This is a genomic window from Rhodococcus sp. (in: high G+C Gram-positive bacteria), assembly GCF_049299235.1.
Classification (GTDB): Bacteria; Actinomycetota; Actinomycetes; order Mycobacteriales; family Mycobacteriaceae; genus Rhodococcus.
In genome coordinates, this window is sequence record NZ_JBAQXC010000052.1 from 1 (window position 1) to 17038 (window position 17038).

Genomic DNA, 17038 nt, shown 5'->3' on the forward strand with positions numbered 1-17038 from the left:
CAGGCTACCGAGGCGGTGTTGTCGTTGACCGGAGCGAGCGAAACAGCATAGTATTCCGCATGACTCGTTGATCACCGCGCATCCCGCGAGCCGATCCGAAGTCCACCACTCCACGGGGCACTATCCGCAGCACACTCCCGGTCCACCGCGCCGCCCAGATGAAAAACCCCGACTGACATCTGTCGGTGACAGCGAATACTCTCCCCCGCATACTCGACACACAGCAGCAACCGCAGGCTCTGTCCGACATCGCCGAACTCGTGGGATCCGTCCGCTGCATTGCTCCAGGCCCTGTATCCAGAGGCCGGCATGGCCTACTGCGAAATGAACTGCGACCCTGCCGAGATCCGCGACTACCTGGTCGCACTACCCGCCTACCCGCCTACCCGGCAGCGCTCAACTGGGGCTGGCTCGACGAGCTCGACGACCGGGATCCCGACGAGCTCGAGAACTTCCGGTGGCCGCTCGCCGCGCAGTGCCGCGAACTCGGCTCCGCCCTGCCCTGACCGAGCAAAACACACCGGTCATCGACTTCGTTCGGCACTTCATCCGTACAGGCCACCCCGGACCGAGCCGCCGAGATAGCGGATCGGTCAGTATGTGGGCCTACTTCGAGGGGGGACAATCGTGGTCACGAGGAAAGCCCGACCGATGAAGAAGGTCGTCGAGCACCTGACCGCCGCGTTGGCACCGGAGGGCTTCACTGCCTCCGAACCGCTCGACGACCTGGGTGCTGCCGGACCCGACCCCGCGAAGCCGTCATGGATCAGAGCGTGGTTCGTCCGACCCGACAGCGGGGTCCCGCAGATGACGCCGGCGGTCAAGGCCCATATTCAGGGAAGCGGCCATGTGCACGGGCTCGGATAGTATCGGTAAGTACTATGTAGTGTCAGGTATTTCGCCCACTGTCGCCACCCGCACGGAAACGTGAACAGTCGGGTGGTCGCGGATCTAAAGTTTCGGCATGGCGCACGCTCAACTCAAGCCGCTCGACGCAGCGTACCTCTTCGAATCGCGCCGCGGGCCACATCTCGACCGAGTCGGCTTCTGGGTTTTCGACACGGGGTCGGGTACTCCGCCGACCCGCACGCAGGTTGCCGCGCACCTACGCGACCGCTCGAAGTTCATCGAGACACTCAACCGGCGAATCGTCGACGTGCCGTTCAACCTGGACTATCCGTACTGGGTCGTCGGAGGACCCCTCGCGGAACAAGTGTCACACGACGATCGGGTCGGCCTGGAATGGAACGATTTTCTGGCCACCATCGGTGACTTGGCTGCGATGCAGATGGATCCCGCGACGCATGCCTGGCGCATCCACGTCTTCTATCAGGTGCGGAACGCTCCCGGCACCACTGGTCCGGCAACGATCGTGGTTCTCCAGGGCAGCCACGCCCTCGTGGGTGGGCCGTCCATCGCGGCGGTGGCGTTCGCGTTGTTCGGTGACCCGAAGGAACCGCTGACCGTACCGGGAATCGAACCGGCCGGCACGCAGGTGAACCGGTTCGTTGCGGCAGTGCGCGGCGCGGCACGGACGCCGTCGGCGATCGTCCGCTACCTGCGCATGGTGCGCAGCGCGCAGCGCGATGCCGCACGGGACCAGCAGACCCCGGTAGTCCGGCGGACTGCGACGATCGTCAACAGCGGAGCGGGCAATCGTCGCACCGCACGCGTACTCCGCCTGGATGTCGACTCCTTGAAACGGAAGGATTTGACCCTGACGGCAGTACTGCTGACTGTCGTGTCGCGGGCACTGCAGGATTTTCTCGACGAGTGCGACGGTGGGCACCCCGGTGATCTGGCGGCCATGGTCACGATCGCGTTGACCGCAGCGCCGGAGAGCCTCGGCGTCAATCGAATCGGTGGTGCCGTCGTCGACCTGCACCCGTCGATCGGGAATCTCGCTGAACGTGCCGCTGCGATACAGGAATCGCTGAACCAGGGAATCGAGCGTGGTTCCGGCGAACGCGCGGTGGAGAATCTGAAGCTCGCGAACGCGATACCCAGCGTGATGTATCCGCTTGTGTCCAACCAGATTCGCAAGAAGGCGGGTGCGGCGCGAAGCCGCGGCGAGGTGCACCTGCATACCGTCGTGTCGAGCATCAATTTCGGCGGTCCGATGCCGCTGGAACTACTGGGGTCCCCGTTGGCATTTTCCGCCGCGTATCCGCCCCTGACAGCGGAAGCCGGTCTGACCCACGGTTTGATCGGCGCGGGACCCCAGTCGAGCCTGTCGATCCTCGCCGCACCCGCGACCGTGCCGGACATCGACCGGTACGTCCGGTGTTTGGAGGCGGCGTTGGCCGAGATCGCGGCAGAACTTCCACCTCGATAACTTGCCGCACGACGTGGACGCACCACCGTTGTCGAACGGGGAGAAACACAGCGCCCCCGAGGTTTCGGACGGAAACCGCGGGGGCGTGCACGCGAAAGCGACTACTTGTAGCTGTAGAAGCCCTCGCCGGTCTTGCGGCCGAGTCGGCCCGCATCGACCATGCGGCGCAGCAGTGCCGGCGGCGCGTAGTGCGGCTCGGCGAACTCGTCGTACAACGCCTGCGCGGCGTTCAGTGCGACGTCGAGACCCACGGTGTCGAGCAGCGTGAGCGGACCCATCGGGTAGCCGCAGCCGCCCTTCATGGCGGCGTCGATGTCTTCCTTCGTCGCGTAGCCCGACTCGAGCATCCGCACCGCGGACGTCAGGTACGGGATGAGAAGCGCGTTGACGATGAACCCGGCGCGGTCGCCGGCGCGGACCGTGGTCTTGCCGAGCGTGTCCTTGACGTAGTCGAAGACGGCGTTCGCTGCTTCGTCGCCGGTGGTGAGCGCGGAGATGACCTCGACGAGCGGCATCACCGGCACCGGGTTGAAGAAGTGCACGCCGACGACGTCACCGGGCCGCGACGTGGCCTGGGCCATCTTGATGACCGGAAGCGACGACGTGTTGGTCGCCAGAATCGCACCGGGCTTCACCACCGAGTCGAGCTTGGTGAAGATGTCGACCTTGAGCGCCTCGATCTCGGGCGCCGCCTCGATCACCAGGTCGCGGTCGGCGAGGTCTGTCATGTCGGTGGTGACCCGAACTCGCGCGACGGCGGCGTCGGCGTCCTCCTGGGTGATTTTGCCGCGAGTGACGCCCTTGTTGATCGAGGTGGTGACGCGAGCGAGCGCTGCGGTCGCGAACTCCTCGCTTGTTTCCAGCACGATCACGTCACTGCCGGCCTTGGCGCATACCTCGGCGATGCCCGCACCCATGGTGCCGCCACCGATCACGCCTACCAATTCAATTGCCACGGAAAATACTCCTCGGAGACGAAATTCTGTCCAGGTGAAGGTACTGCCGCGGGTTCAGCGGAGCAGTGCGCGGGACATGACTACGCGCTGGATCTGGTTGGTGCCCTCGTAGATCTGGGTGATCTTGGCGTCGCGCATCATGCGCTCGACGGGGAAGTCGGTGGTGTAGCCGGCGCCACCGAACAGTTGCACCGCGTCGGTGGTGACCTCCATTGCGACGTCGGATGCGAAGCACTTGGCGGCTGCGGAGATGAAACCGAGGTTGGCTTCGCCGCGCTCGGCGCGAGCTGCGGAGGTGTACACCATGAGGCGGGCGGCTTCGACCTTCATGGCCATGTCGGCGAGCATGAACTGCACACCCTGGTTGTCGGAGATCGGCTTGCGGAACTGCTTGCGGTCCTTGGTGTATGCGATGGCCGCGTCGAGTGCGCCCTGGGCGAGGCCGACGGCCTGTGCACCGATGGTGGGGCGGGTGTGGTCGAGCGTCGCGAGTGCGGTCTTGAAGCCGGTGCCGGGTTCGCCGACGATGCGATCGCCGGGGATGCGGCAGTTCTCGAAGTACAGTTCGGCGGTCGGGGAACCCTTGATGCCGAGCTTCTTTTCCTTCGGTCCGACGACGAAGCCCTCGTCGTCCTTGTGGACCATGAACGAGGAGATGCCGTTGGCGCCCTTCTCGGGGTCGGTGACGGCCATGACCGTGTACCAGGTGGATTTGCCGCCGTTGGTGATCCAGCACTTGGATCCGTTGAGGATCCAGTCGTCGCCGTCGGCCTTCGCTCGGGTGCGCATCGCCGCCGCGTCGGAGCCGGCTTCACGCTCGGACAGTGCGTAGGACGCCATCGCGCCGTTCACGAGGTCCGGCAGCACCTTCGCCTTGAGTTCGTCGGAACCGCGGAGGATCAGCCCCATGGTGCCGAGCTTGTTGACGGCGGGGATCAGCGACGAGGAGCCGCATACCCGCGCGACCTCTTCGATGACGATGCACGCGGCGATCGAGTCGGCGCCCTGACCCTCGAACTGCTCGGGCACGTGGATGGCGTTGAAACCGGACTTGTTGAGCGCGTCGAGGGCTTCCTGGGGGAAGCGGGAGTTCTCGTCGACGTCCTTGGCGTAGGGCGCGATCTCCTTCTCGGACAGCGCGCGGATGGCTTCCCGCAGCGCGTCGTGTTCCTCGCTGAGCTTGAACAGATCGAAATCGGCGTTGAGAGCCATGCGGGTGGAACTCCAATCGGCACGCAGTGCCATTCGTGAGGGTGGATCCGCGCCTACTGTAACGGCCAGAGGGTGTGTGACGTCACGGAATCATCCAATTCTAACCACGGCACTCAGTGCCTGGGCAAGTGAGTCGTGTGTCTTTGTGGCTGTTCGGGCGGCCACAAAGGCACACGGGACCGCAGGTCAGCCACCGAGTTGACGACGAAGCTGCTCGGCGATCTCGTCGGCCGACGTACCCGCCGGATAGGTCAGCACCGTCACGGCACGCGGTGTCGCGACCGCGGCGGACGCCTGCGCCCCGGGGACGACCCCGAACGTACGACGGAGCTCGAACAACTCGCGAGAAAGCGCCTCGACCGTCGCGGTCTCGTCCCCGCGGATCATCGCCCGCAGCAGATAGTTGTGCGCGGACGTGATCGCCGCCGCGTAACTGACGATCCGGATCGGCTTCTCGCCCGGCGTCGCGGACCGCAGATAGTCGGTGAACAACCGCTCGTACCGGTAGGTGGTGACGAGCTCCCGGTCGCGCAGCGCAGGCACACGCTGTACCACCCGGTACCGCCAGACCGCGAGCTCCCGCCGATCCCGGAAGTGCCGGAAGACCAGTTGCGCGGCGTCGCAGGTCGCCGCCCACGGGTCGGTGAACTCCCCGGACAGATAGGCGGCGACCTGCTCGAGCAGCGACTCGTGGTCGGCGAAGATCACATCTTCCTTCGACCGGAACTGCCGGAAGAATGTGCGTCGGGACACCCCGGCCGCGGACGCGATCTGCTCGACCGTCGTCGACTCGTAGCCGTACTCGGAGAACAACCGGATGGCCTGCGTGACCACGTGCACCCGGAACTGGGCGGGGTCGGGTCCCGCCGACTCGGAACGGTGCGCGGTGTCGGGTCCGGAGGTCATGGTTGTCGATTATCCAAGTTCACGCCTGGGCATCGTGTGAAGCCCGCAATTCGAACTTGAGGATCTTGCCGGTCGGGGTGCGCGGCAGATCGTGCGGGAACACGATGTCGCGGGGCACCTTGTACCCGGCCAGTTGCGTGCGCACGTGCGCGATGATCTCGTCCGCGGTGACCGTCTCGCCGTTCTTCCGGATGACGAACGCCCGCGGTCGCTCGCCCCACTTCTCGTCGGGGACCCCGACGACGGCGACGTCGAGGACCGCCGGATGGCTGACGATGGCCTGCTCCACCTCGACCGTCGAAATGTTCTCGCCGCCGGAGATGATGATGTCCTTCGCCCGGTCCTTGAGCTGGATGTAACCGTCCGGGTACATGACACCGAGGTCGCCGGTGTGGAACCAGCCGCCCGCGAACGCCTCGGCGGTCGCCTTCGGATCCTTGTAGTACCCGAGCATCACGTTGTTGCCGCGCAGCACGATCTCACCCATCGTCTGCCCGTCCGCGGGCACGTCGTTCATCTCCGAATCGACGACGCGCGCGTTCTCCGCCTGCAGCATGCCCACACCCTGCCGCGACAGCAGCGCCGCCCGCTCTTCGGCGGACTTGCCGTCCCATGCCTCCTGGTACTCGCAGATCGTGTACGGCCCGTACACCTCCGTCAGCCCGTACACGTGTACGACGGTGATGCCGATCGCGTCGAGTTGCGCGATCACCGTCGGTGACGGCGGCGCACCTGCCGTGGTGATCCGCAGCGGCCGGTCCAGAACGTGAGTCTGCTCGGCGTTCGCGATCGTCGAACACACCGCCGGTGCACCACACAGGTTGGTGACACCGAGGGTGTCGATGGCGTCCCACACGACGTCGGCCCGCACCGCGCGCAAGCAGATGTGGGTGCCGCCGGCTCCGGTGACCGCCCACGGGGTGCACCAGCCGTTGCAATGGAACATCGGCAGTGTCCACAGATACTTCGTTTTTCCGTCGAACCCGTTGTGGAACGTCTCGCCGAACGAGTTGAGGTACGCACCACGATGGGTGTACATGACGCCCTTGGGCTTACCGGTGGTGCCCGACGTGTAGTTGATCGCGATGACCTGCAGTTCGTCGTCGACCGTCCACGGCAGCGGCGCGGCATCGTCATCGGCGGAGGCGAGGAACTCGTCGTAGCGTGCGGTGATCACACCGGCGGGCACCTCCGGGTACGGCACGGTCGAGTCCGGTACCTCGATGATGTCGCCGATGGACGGGACGTTCGCCGTCACTCCGGATACCGATCCGACCAGTTCGGAGTCGACGAACAGCAGTGAACTCTCCGAATGATTCAGGATGTATTCGAGTTCCGGTCCGGCCAGTCGCGAGTTGAGTGCGATGAGAACGCCACCGGCCAACGGCACCGCGAAATGCGCGATCAGCAGTTCCGGCACGTTCGGGGCCAGGAATGCGACACGGTCACCGGGTCGGATCCGCGCACGCAGGGCCTGCGCGAACCGCTGTGTTTCCGCGGCGAACTCGGCGTACGAGTAGAGCCGATCGCCGTGGATGATGGCCGCCCGGTCCGGGAACACGGACGCGGAGCGCTCCAGGAACCGCAGCGGGCTGAGCGGCGAGTGGTTGGCGGTATGCACCGTCGGCGTGGACACGAGGACCTCCGGGTATGTGGATCTGTGAGGAGGGTGCGCTCCCTGTGACGGAAGCGACACCGATATACCTGCAGGCTATGAGTCACGATCGGCGCCCCGCTACCCTCTGAAGAAGGTAGTTGTGCGGAGTGCTACCGGAAGGATTCGTCGATGAACAGCGCAAGGACCGCGTCCGATCCCATCGGTCGGTTGCGACCCAGCGACAACGACGCCCTGCGCGCGCAACTGCGGCTTCTGCAAATTTCCACCGGGCTTCCCATCCTGTTCGGTGGTGCCGTCGACGACCACGACATGGTCCTGTCCGGTTTCGTCGGAACCCGCAGCAACATCCTGCGCAACCTCGTCATCAGCTCCGAATGCGGTGTCGGGGGCCGCGCCATCGCCGAGCAGCGCCCGGTCGTGATCGCCGACTACTTCGCGTCCGACCGCATCACCCACGAATACGACCGGCACGTGGCACGTGAAGGCATCGAATCGTTGCTGGCCGCACCCGTAGTGGTACGCGGCCGAACCCGCGCCGCAATGTATGGCGGGCTGCGGGTCAATGCGTCGATCGGTGACACGGTCGCCGAACAGGTGATGGCCGGAGCACGGGCACTGGCCAGAGAAATCGAGATCCGGGACGAGGTGGATCGCCGCATCGAACTTCTCGAGAACGCACGTGACGCGGTTGCCGGATCGCGGCGAGTCTCGGCGTCGGTGTCGGAGGGGATCACCGAGAGTTATCTGGCACTGCGGGAGATCGCGGCGCGCACACCGGACCCGGCGCTGGAAGTCCAGTTGAGTGCCATCGGGGAGAAATTGCGCATCCTGACGGTCGGTGACTTTCCCGCCGGTACCGGAGCGCACCTGTCGGAACGCGAACGGGACGTGCTGGGATACGTGGCGTTGGGATGCCGCAACGCGGAGATCGCCGAGCGGTTGGCACTGAGCATCGAAACGGTGAAGAGTTACATGCGAAACCTCATGGGAAAGCTGGAGGTGCGCAGCCGCCACGAGGCCGTGGTGGAGGCGCGTCGGCGGGGGCTGCTGCCCTGACCGGACGAGAAGTCATGCGGTGCCGCGGATCGGCCAGGCACCGTCGACGTCGGTGATGTCACGGCCCAGCCCGCTCAGATATTCGGCGAAGTTTCGTTGCCGCTCGGCGTGCCACGCGGCTTGATCGGCCATGATGTCCAGATCGGCGAGTTGCGGGAACCGCGCGACGATCGCGCGGGTGAGGAACCCCGCGGCCAGCGCGTCGGCTTCGGCTTCGTGCGCCGCGGAGAGCACCACCCCGTACGCCTCGCACACCGCCTGCAATGTGCGCTTGCCGGGCCGGAACCGATCCATCTCTCGGTCGATCACATACGGATCGACGACCGTGCCCGTCACGAGCGGGCCCTGGCCGAGCCGTCGACCTTCCGCGTCGACCACCGTCAGGTCGTAGCTCGCGTTGAATGCGACGACGAGATGATCGCGCGCCCACGCTTCACACAGTGCATCCCGGATCTGCGCGTATCCGCTCGCGTAGTCCTGCCCGTCGGCGCGGGCCCGCTCGGTGGTGATCCCGTGGATCGCGGTGGTCTCCGCCGGAATCGGGATGCCGGGATCGAGCAGCCATGTTCTCGACTCGACCCGATCGCCGTCCAAGGTCGCCACACACGCCGACACGATGCGCGCGGTACGCGGATCGCGATCGGTCGTCTCGAGATCGAATGCACAGATCGGGCGGTCGGGCCAGCGCATCATTCGAAGGACCTCCGTGGTGTCGTGCCGTCAGCGGGTAGTGCTGATGGCATTGTGGCCGGTGGTACCGACATCTCGGCGAATGGGCTTGCAGTGCGGCGCAGGCGTATGCTTCTCGGTGGTCGACTATCCCGGCTCGCATGCCGGACGAGAAGAGGAGGTGGTGCTCAGATGAGCAGCCAACCTCCGAGTACCGGCTGACAGCGGCCCGGCACGCAGTGATCGTGCGCGGTATCGCTGTCCGCGTGCGTCCCGAGCGGGAACGATCCCGCCGCCGATCTCTGTCCTGCGAAAGTCGTGCCGTCATGTTCCGTAACCGCCCAGCCCGTGCCCCCCTGCCGCGTCGAGCCGAGCCCGGCTCCGGTGATGTCGGCGAGAACGAGAACGTCGATGCGTCGACACATATCCGGGTCGCGAGGCCGGTGGAACGATCGGGGAAATCTCGCGCCGGGAGCAGCGTCGTCGACAGTGCGGTGTACCGGGACGGTCACCGGACAGCGTCCCCAGGAACCCTCGCCGAAACACTGAAGCGCACATCGGCCGACGGTTCGATGGCCTGGATCGGTATGTACCGGCCCAGCGATGCCCAGTTGTACGAGGCGGCCGAGCAGTTCGGGCTCCACGGACTCGCCGTCGAGGACGCGATCGTCGCCCATCAACGACCGAAGCTCGAGCGGTACGGCGACACATTGTTCGTAGTGTTGCGGGCCGCGCGGTACGTCGACGAGTTCGAACGCGTCGACTTCGGTGAACTGCACGTGTTCGTCGGCCCCACGTTCGTGCTCACCGTCCGGCACAGTGAATCGCCGGATCTGTCGACGGTGCGGAATCGGATGGAATGCGACCCGGAGTTGTTGCGGCGCGGCCCGGAAGCAGTGCTGTATGCGATCCTCGACGCGGTCGTGGACGGCTACGCGCCGGTGGTCGCGGGTCTGCAGAACGACATCGACGAGATCGAGACCGAAGTGTTCAGCGGCGACCCGCGAGTGTCGCGCCGGATCTACGAGCTCTCGCGTGAAGTCATCGAGTTCCAGCGGGCCGCCAAGCCGCTGCTGGCGGTGCTCGGTGGATTGTCCGCGGGCTTCGGGAAGTACCAAATCGACGAGGAACTGCAGAAGTACCTGCGAGACGTGACGGACCACGCGACCGTCGTGGTGGAGCAGGTCGACGGTTTCCGTCAGTTGCTCGGAAGCATCCTGACCGTCAACGCGACCCTCGTTTCGCAGATGCAGAACGAGGAGATGCGGAATCTGACGCAGGCGAGCTATGCACAGAACGAGGAGATCAAGAAAGTGTCGGCGTGGGCAGCGATCTTGTTCGCACCCACGCTGATCGGCACCGTGTACGGCATGAACTTCGACAACATGCCGGAACTGCACTGGGCCGGCGGATATCCGTTCGCGCTGCTCATGATGGTGATCACGTGCTGTAGCTTGTTCGGGATATTCCGCAGGCGCGGCTGGCTGTAGGTCTATGGCGAATCGGTGCAGACGACGAAGCGGCGTTCGGAATAGACGAAACCACCCGCCGAGATCGTGCAGTCGTTGACGTCGTCGGTGTTCTGCAGGATCTCGGTAACCTTCTCGCCCTGCGTGGACGATTCGGTGCAGTCTATCCGCATCGGATCCTCACCGCCGAGGTCCATGCAGGTTCCCACGACCCAATCGATGTCGAGGCACAGCGCATCCTGGATTCGCTGCCGCATCAGCAGAAGGTCTCGGCGCAGATCTCCAACATCACCGGCCACTGGCTTGCGGCGCGCAGCGGGTTGGGTGTTGCGCCGCTACCGGCGTACATCGGAAACTCGGACCACGATCTCGTTCCAGTGCTGCCGGATCTGTTCGCCGTTCGACGCCTGTACGATGGAACCCGATTCCCGCACGGCGGAGGCGATGGCCTGGCTCGGATCGTGGACCGCCACGGTGGCCGAGCCCGAGGTGCCGGAGCGGGAACGCGGTCAGATCTGAGCGCCGCAGAGCTTCAACGGGACGTGTTCCGGGCGAGGTGCTCGGTGGCGAGGTTGTCCTGACTGGCTGCCCAGGAGCCGAGGAGTTTGAGAGCGTCGAAGGTGGAGGTGCCGGCGGCCGCGGTATAGATGTTCAGTTGCAGGCCGGGTTCGGACGGCATCTCCAGGGCTTCGAAGTCGAGGTCGAGTTGACCGACCGCTGGGTGCCGCAGGCGCTTGCGTCCACTGCGGTGGAAACGGACATCGTGCGAGGCCCACCGCTGCCGGAACAGCTCACTGCGGGTGGACAGTTCCCCGACCAGGGTGATCAGTGCCCTGTCGTGGGGATTTCGGCCGGCCTCGAGACGAAGCATCGCGGCGGCGTCGTTGGCGATCTGGTCGTAGTCGACGAAGAACTCGGGGGCCTGCGGATCGAGATAGACGAATCGGGTGGTGTTGGCGGGTCGCCGCGGATCGACGAGCACCGGCGAGTAGAGCGCGCGGGCAAGCTGATTCATCGCGATGACGTCGTGGCGGCCGTTGCGGATCCACGCGGGTGCCTCGGTGATGGCGTCGAGAACCTGTTGGACAGCGGGCCGCACCGCGGTCGCCGGGGTCCGCGGTCGCCGGGTTGCGCGTACCTGGGCCTGCCGGGCCAGGGCGAGCAGGTGGTCGCGTTCGGCGTCGTCGAGTTGCAGGGCACCGGCGAGAGCCTCGAGGACACCGTCCGACGCCCCGGCGAGGCTGCCGCGTTCCATCCGCACGTAGTAGTCCACCGACACCCCGGCGAGTAGCGCGACCTCTTCCCGCCGCAGGCCCGCCACCCGGCGATTTCCGCCGTAGGCGGGCAGCCCGGTCTGCTCCGGTGTGATGCGTGCTCGACGAGAGCGCAGGAACTCCCGGATCTCGGTGCGCAGGTCGTCCGTGCTCATGACTCCACCGTAGGCATCTCCCCACCGTCGAGGGAGGTACTGCCATTACCGGGATCGATCGTCACTGGCGGGGCAGGACAAACCGGAGTGCACTGGACGGCATGAAAGCGACCTACATGTACGGTGCCGGCGACGTCCGCGTCATCGACGTTCCCGATCCGGTCATCACGGTGCCCACCGACGCGCTCGTGCGGGTGGTGCGGACCTGCGTCTGCGGCAGCGACCTGCACCCCTACCACTCGATGCCCGCCGATCCGGCCGGCACGTCGATGGGCCACGAATTCATCGGCGTCGTCGAGGCCGTCGGACCGGAAGTCGCCACCGTCACGGTCGGCGACTTCGTGATCGCACCGTTCGCGGTGTCCTGCGGTACCTGCGTGTACTGCCGGGCCGGACTGCAAACCTCCTGCGTCCGCGGCGGATTCTGGAACGATGCCGGCCTGGGCACGGCTGGCGGTCAGGCCGAGACGGTCCGGGTGCCCTTCGCCGATGGAACCCTGGTTCCTGCGCCGGTCGGCGAGGACGCCGACGATGCGCTGCTGGCATCGCTGCTGACGTTGTCGGACGTGTATGGCACCGGATGGCATGCCGCGGTCCGCGGCGGGGTCCGCTCCGGCAGCACGGTGACCGTCATCGGCGACGGCGCGGTGGGCCTGCTGGCGGTGCTGTCGGCCCGCCAACTCGGTGCCGAGCAGATCGTGCTGATGGGCCGGCACCGGGCCCGCACCGACCTGGGGCGCGAGTTCGGTGCCACCGAGGTGGTGGCCGAACGCGGCGCCGAGGGCATCGCGGCGGTGCGGGAGCTGACCGGCGGCCTCGGCAGCGAGATCGTACTGGAGGCGGTCGGGCACCGGCCCGCCTACGACCAGGCCGTCGGCGTCGTCCGGCCCGGTGGCGTGATCAGTCGGGTCGGGGTCCCACAATACGAGGACGCGCCGGTCGGCTTCGGCAGTCTGTTCGGCCCGAACATCACACTGACCGGCGGGCCGGCACCCGTGCGGGCCTACATCGAGCAACTCCTGCCGGATGTCCTGGACGGCACCGTGCAGCCGGGTCGGGTGTTCGACCGCACCGACGACCTCGACCACACTCCGCAGGCGTATGCCGCGATGGATGCTCGGGAGGCACTCAAGGTGGCGGTCCGGCCGTGACCGATACCGGGAGTACCCGGATCGGCAGGATCTCCCCGCGCACGAGCAGGCGGGCATAGCGTGGTGTCCATGACCATCCCGCAGCTCACCCTGAACAACGGAATCGCCATGCCCGCCCTCGGATTCGGGGTGTACCAGACGCCACCCGATCAGACGTTCGCCGCGGTGACCACCGCACTGGACGTCGGGTACCGGCACATCGACACCGCCGCCGCGTACGGCAACGAGCGTGGCGTCGGCGAGGCGATCGCGCGATCGGACGTCGACCGGTCGGACGTCTTCGTGGAAACAAAGATCTGGATCAGCGACTACGGCTACGACGCGACCCTGCACGCCTTCGACAAGAGTGCCCGCAAACTCGGGGTCGACCGAATCGACCTGCTGATCCTGCACCAGGCGTTGCCCGGCGAATTCGACCTCACCATCGACTCCTACAAGGCGCTCGAGACGCTCCTGGCCGACGGTAAGGTCCGGGCCATCGGTGTCAGCAACTTCATGCCGGCGCATCTGAACCGTCTGCTGGAGGCCACCGGGGTCGTGCCTGCGGTCAACCAGATCGAGGTGCACCCGTACTTTCAGCAACCCGAACTGCTCGCGGTCGATGCGGAACACGGGATCGTCTCGCAGGCGTGGTCGCCGATCGGCGGCATCACGTTTTACCGGGACGGCTCCCACGGGTCCACCCTCGACGACCCGACCATCACCGCGATCGCACGGGCACACGGCAAGAGTGCGGCTCAGGTGATGTTGCGGTGGCATCTGCAGCACGGGCGGCAGGTAATCCCCAAGTCGGTGACGCCGACGCGGATCGCGGAGAACTTCGACGTCGTCGACTTCACCCTCACCGGCGCGGAACTTGCCGCCATCGATGCTCTCGACACCGGGGTCCGTGGCGGTCCCGAACCCGAGGACATCACGCGGGCCACCTTCGGCATCGCCATCCCCGAAGCCTGACCGTCCCTGGTGCGTATGAACCTGGTCCGGTTCGCGCCCGGCACCCGCACGTTCTGGCATCACCAGGTACTCGGGCAAACCCTGCGCATCGTCTCCGGCGTCGCGTTGGTCGGCACCCGCGACGGTGTCGTCTTCGAGACCCATCCGGGGAGGAGCATTGGCACGGCGCCACCGCGGACCGCTTCATGGGACACCTGGCGATCTGGGAAAGCGACGGCACCGGCGCACCGGAAACGACCTGGCTCGACGAGGTCACCGACGACAGTGCTGGATGACACCCGACGGTGAGCGCGGTTCGTCACCGGCTCACGGTGATCCTGTCGATCGCGACGGCAAGACGTTGCGGGGTGCGAAGGATGCCGCCGGGCACCTCACGCATCTGCTCGCTGCCTTGGACCAGAGCAGCGGGGTGGTGCTCGGGCAGGTCGAGGTCGGCGCGAAGACCAACGAGATCCCGCTGATCACCGACCTTCTCGATGTACTCGACCTCACCGATGCGGTGGTCACCGCGGATGTGTTGCACTGCCAACGGTCCACCGCTGACTACATCGTCGGCCGCGGCGGGCACTACGTGTTCACCGTCAAGAACAACCAACATGCCCTGCGTGACCTGTTGAAGGCGTTGCCCTGGAATGAGATTCCCGCCTCGTCTTCGATCGGCGGGCGTGGCCACGGGTGCCTCGAGCAGCGCACGATCAAGGCCACCGAAGTCGCCGGCAGGCTCGGATTCCCGTACGCCTGTCAGGTCCTGCAGGTTCGCCGCGCTGTCACCAGGGGTGGCCGCCGGACCGTCGAGGTCGTCTACCTGGTCACCTCGATGCCGATGACCTCCGCTGCTCCGCTGCAGGTCGCGGCCTGGGTTCGCGGGCATCCGTAGTGCAGAGAAGGGTTCGTGATGTCACCTTCGGTGAAGACCGATCCGCTGTCCGTGCCGGTACCGCGCCTCGGGTGATGGCCGCGATCCGCAACACCGTCGTCAGCGTCCTCCGGCTCGCGGGCCACGACAATATCGCCGCCGCGCTACGGCCCCGTCGCGGCCCGATCGACCGCGCCGGTCAGGCGGTTGGCGTCCGGTCGCCCGGACGTGGCGGCCGGACGCCTACCGTGTTGTGAGTGGGTGCATCAGTCATCGCGACACGGCGTCCACTCCCTGGGGCCCGATCACCAGATGGCGACGCGGTCCTGCGATTCGTTGACCATCGGATCGCCGGGCGAGCAGCCAAAGGCGTCGGCGAAGCCGGGCGTGTTCACGAGCACTCCGTTGACGCGGACGGAGGGAAGCGGGTGCTCGTTGTGCATCTGCGCTTCCGCCTCCGACAAGATCATCTTCTTCCGCAGAACCCTTGCGTAGCTGATGTAGAGCCATTGCCTGGTGGTGTAGCCGTCGATCACCTGATCGCGTTCGGGTAGACGGTCGACGATGTCGGCGACGGTGTTGATGCCGCCGAGGTCGGCCACGTTCTCGCCGACACTGGCTTCCCCGTCGACGTGCAGATCGGGCCTCTCCGGAATCGGTGTGTACGCGTTGTACTGGGAGATCAGTTGCTCGTTCAGGCGGGTGAACTCGGCGGCGTCCCGCGCGGTCCACCATTCCACTTCGTTGCCGGCGCCGTCGTACTTGCTGCCCTCTCGGTCGAAGGCATGGGTCAGTTCGTGTCCGATGATGTAGCCGGTTCGGCCCAGGTTCAGTGCCGTGTCGTCCTTGTCGTCGAAGAAGGGCGGCTGCAGGAACGCGGCCGTGACCTGGATCGAGTTGGTGACCGGGTTGTAGGCGGCGTTGGTTCCGTAGGTCGCCATTCCTCCCGAGGTTGATTCGAGCTCGTCCTTCGTCTTTCCGACCAGCCCCTTCAAGTAGGCGAAGTTGTTCTCCCGGGACATCAGGATGGACCGGTAGTACTCACCCTTCGACGTGGGAGTCGATGCCGGCATAGTCGGCCACTCATCCGGGTAGCCCACCTCGATCGAGATCTGGTCGAGCTTGTCGAGCGCCCGCGTCCGTGTCTCGGGCTCGAGCCATTGTGCGTTCGAAAGTCGTTGGCGGAAGGCATCCTTGACCAGTGTGACAAGTTCGGATGCGCGCCGCTTCGCGTCGGGGCCGAACACGTAACGCGCATAGGCCTGGGACATGCGGGCGGGATCGGCGAAGAGCACGCCATGGAGGGCTTCCTCGTCGAAGTCTGCGTCGGGGTCGGGCGGGGCGATCCCCCGCGAGTTGGCCTCGAAGGTTGTTCTGGCTGCCAGTAGTTCACTGCTGAGGTACGGAGAGGTCTTGGCGACGAGGTTGATGGTGAGGTAGGCCCTCCACTGCTCGACCGGCAGTTTCTCGACCGCTTCGGCGAAGGCCTGCAGCGCCTTGGGATTGGTCAAGCTCACGCTCGTGGTTGGCACGTCCACGGCGTCGAAGTAGTCCTGCCACTTCAGGTCTGGGGTCAACGTCGTCGCCTCCTCGAGTGTCAGAACCGGGGCGACGTCATACGTCGACGAGCTGTCGTCGGCCCGGTCGACCGCGCTCAGGGCGTCCGACATCTCGAGGTAGCGATCGGTTTCTCGAGGGATGTCGGACGGTGAGATTCCGGCCAGGCGCAGCGCCGTGTCGGTGTAGGTTCGGAACAGCCGAACTGCTTTGTCGTGTTCGGCGGGATCGACCTCGCCGGTCGCTGGCGGTGGTCCGAAATAGGGAAGCATCAGGGTGACGCTGGGTGTCGCCACCTCGTCACCGGTCGGCCGGCCCGGATCGAACATGATCAACGGTTGCAGATTCCGCGCCGAGTCCCGGAACAGATAGGAGCGAATATCAGCAGGAGAGGCGATTGCGGCGATTGCGGCGAGTTCGTCGGCGATCGGGGCGGCGCCCAACGAGTCTCGGGTGCGCCGATCGGTCGCCTCGGCATACAACGCGCGCGCGTTGTCGAGGTCAGGGTCGTTCACCTCGGAGAAGCGACCGTCCGCCCGGAGCATCGTCCGTAGGTCGCCGGTGACCTGTTCATCGACACCGTCGACCGCGCCGACACTCCGTTTCCCCGCGGGGATGTCGGTGTTCTCCAGCCACTTGTTGTTCACGAAGGCATAGAAGTCGACGCAAGGACTCACGGTGCTGTCGAGTTCGCCGGCGTTCCGAGATGTGGACGCGTACGTCTCCTCCGCGGGTTGAGGTTTCCCCCTGAAAGTGGACATCGATTTGGCGGGACACCGGTCCCGCTGGAAGGATGCCACCATGCCCCCTCGTAAACGCCGGTCGTTCACCGCCGAGTACAAAGTCGAGGCTGCCCACCGCGTGATCGAT

General features: G+C 65.9%; 14 protein-coding genes and 1 pseudogene. 7 read left to right on the forward strand and 8 right to left on the reverse strand.

The window, feature by feature from the left end; all coding sequences use genetic code 11:
• Positions 1-651: 651 nt before the first annotated feature.
• A complete protein-coding gene (locus WAX14_RS02775; RefSeq protein WP_422626567.1) occupies positions 652-867 on the forward strand; it encodes a hypothetical protein in 216 nt (71 codons plus the stop codon).
• Between the two features lie 97 nt (positions 868-964).
• Entirely contained in the window at positions 965-2335 is a 1371-nt protein-coding gene (locus WAX14_RS02780) for a wax ester/triacylglycerol synthase domain-containing protein (RefSeq protein WP_422626568.1), read from the forward strand.
• A gap of 101 nt (positions 2336-2436) precedes the next feature.
• On the opposite strand, the gene WAX14_RS02785 is transcribed toward WAX14_RS02780, so the two are convergent.
• The 4 genes from WAX14_RS02785 to WAX14_RS02800 form a co-directional block, all read right to left on the reverse strand.
• The gene (locus tag WAX14_RS02785; RefSeq protein WP_422626578.1) at positions 2437-3285 is read right to left on the reverse strand and encodes a 3-hydroxybutyryl-CoA dehydrogenase; all 849 of its coding nucleotides are present in this window, start codon (positions 3283-3285) and stop codon (positions 2437-2439) included.
• A 60-nt stretch (positions 3286-3345) separates the two neighbouring features.
• Positions 3346-4503 carry an acyl-CoA dehydrogenase gene (locus tag WAX14_RS02790; protein ID WP_422626579.1) on the reverse strand — a complete coding sequence of 386 codons (1158 nt, stop codon included), beginning with the start codon at positions 4501-4503 and terminating at the stop codon, positions 3346-3348.
• 186 nt (positions 4504-4689) lie between these two features.
• Complete coding sequence (locus WAX14_RS02795) at positions 4690-5409, reverse strand: TetR family transcriptional regulator (RefSeq protein ID WP_422626569.1); 720 nt, start codon at positions 5407-5409, stop codon at positions 4690-4692.
• A gap of 19 nt (positions 5410-5428) precedes the next feature.
• On the reverse strand, positions 5429-7045 hold the full coding sequence (locus tag WAX14_RS02800) for an acyl--CoA ligase family protein (protein ID WP_422626570.1): 1617 nt from the start codon (positions 7043-7045) through the stop codon (positions 5429-5431).
• A 150-nt stretch (positions 7046-7195) separates the two neighbouring features.
• On the opposite strand from WAX14_RS02800, the gene WAX14_RS02805 reads away from it, so the two are divergent.
• Positions 7196-8083, forward strand: coding sequence for a LuxR C-terminal-related transcriptional regulator (locus WAX14_RS02805; RefSeq protein WP_422626571.1), 888 nt, complete (start codon positions 7196-7198; stop codon positions 8081-8083).
• A gap of 12 nt (positions 8084-8095) precedes the next feature.
• Here WAX14_RS02805 and WAX14_RS02810 read toward each other — a convergent pair whose 3' ends face one another.
• On the reverse strand, positions 8096-8776 hold the full coding sequence (locus tag WAX14_RS02810) for a 3'-5' exonuclease (protein ID WP_422626572.1): 681 nt from the start codon (positions 8774-8776) through the stop codon (positions 8096-8098).
• A 302-nt stretch (positions 8777-9078) separates the two neighbouring features.
• Here WAX14_RS02810 and WAX14_RS02815 point away from each other — a divergent pair, with 302 nt between their 5' ends.
• On the forward strand, positions 9079-10242 hold the full coding sequence (locus tag WAX14_RS02815; protein ID WP_422626573.1) for a magnesium and cobalt transport protein CorA: 1164 nt from the start codon (positions 9079-9081) through the stop codon (positions 10240-10242).
• 2 nt (positions 10243-10244) lie between these two features.
• On the opposite strand, the pseudogene WAX14_RS02820 reads toward WAX14_RS02815, so the two are convergent.
• Positions 10245-10457, reverse strand: a pseudogene (locus tag WAX14_RS02820) (hypothetical protein); the annotation flags it as partial.
• Positions 10458-10753: 296 nt separating this feature from the next.
• Complete coding sequence (locus WAX14_RS02825) at positions 10754-11650, reverse strand: helix-turn-helix transcriptional regulator (RefSeq protein WP_422626574.1); 897 nt, start codon at positions 11648-11650, stop codon at positions 10754-10756.
• A gap of 101 nt (positions 11651-11751) precedes the next feature.
• Between WAX14_RS02825 and WAX14_RS02830 the strand changes: the two genes are divergently transcribed.
• From WAX14_RS02830 to WAX14_RS02840, 3 genes are all read left to right on the forward strand, one after another.
• Positions 11752-12801 (forward strand): alcohol dehydrogenase catalytic domain-containing protein, encoded by a 1050-nt coding sequence (locus WAX14_RS02830; RefSeq protein ID WP_422626575.1) that lies wholly within the window; start codon positions 11752-11754, stop codon positions 12799-12801.
• 69 nt (positions 12802-12870) lie between these two features.
• Positions 12871-13755: an aldo/keto reductase gene (locus tag WAX14_RS02835; RefSeq protein WP_422626576.1), complete on the forward strand. Its 885-nt coding sequence runs from the start codon at positions 12871-12873 to the stop codon at positions 13753-13755.
• 271 nt (positions 13756-14026) lie between these two features.
• Positions 14027-14632, forward strand: a complete 606-nt coding sequence (locus WAX14_RS02840; RefSeq protein WP_422626577.1) for an ISAs1 family transposase — start codon at positions 14027-14029, stop codon at positions 14630-14632.
• Between the two features lie 284 nt (positions 14633-14916).
• Here WAX14_RS02840 and WAX14_RS02845 read toward each other — a convergent pair whose 3' ends face one another.
• Entirely contained in the window at positions 14917-16971 is a 2055-nt protein-coding gene (locus WAX14_RS02845) for a M13 family metallopeptidase (protein WP_422626580.1), read from the reverse strand.
• Between the last annotated feature and the right edge of the window lie 67 nt (positions 16972-17038).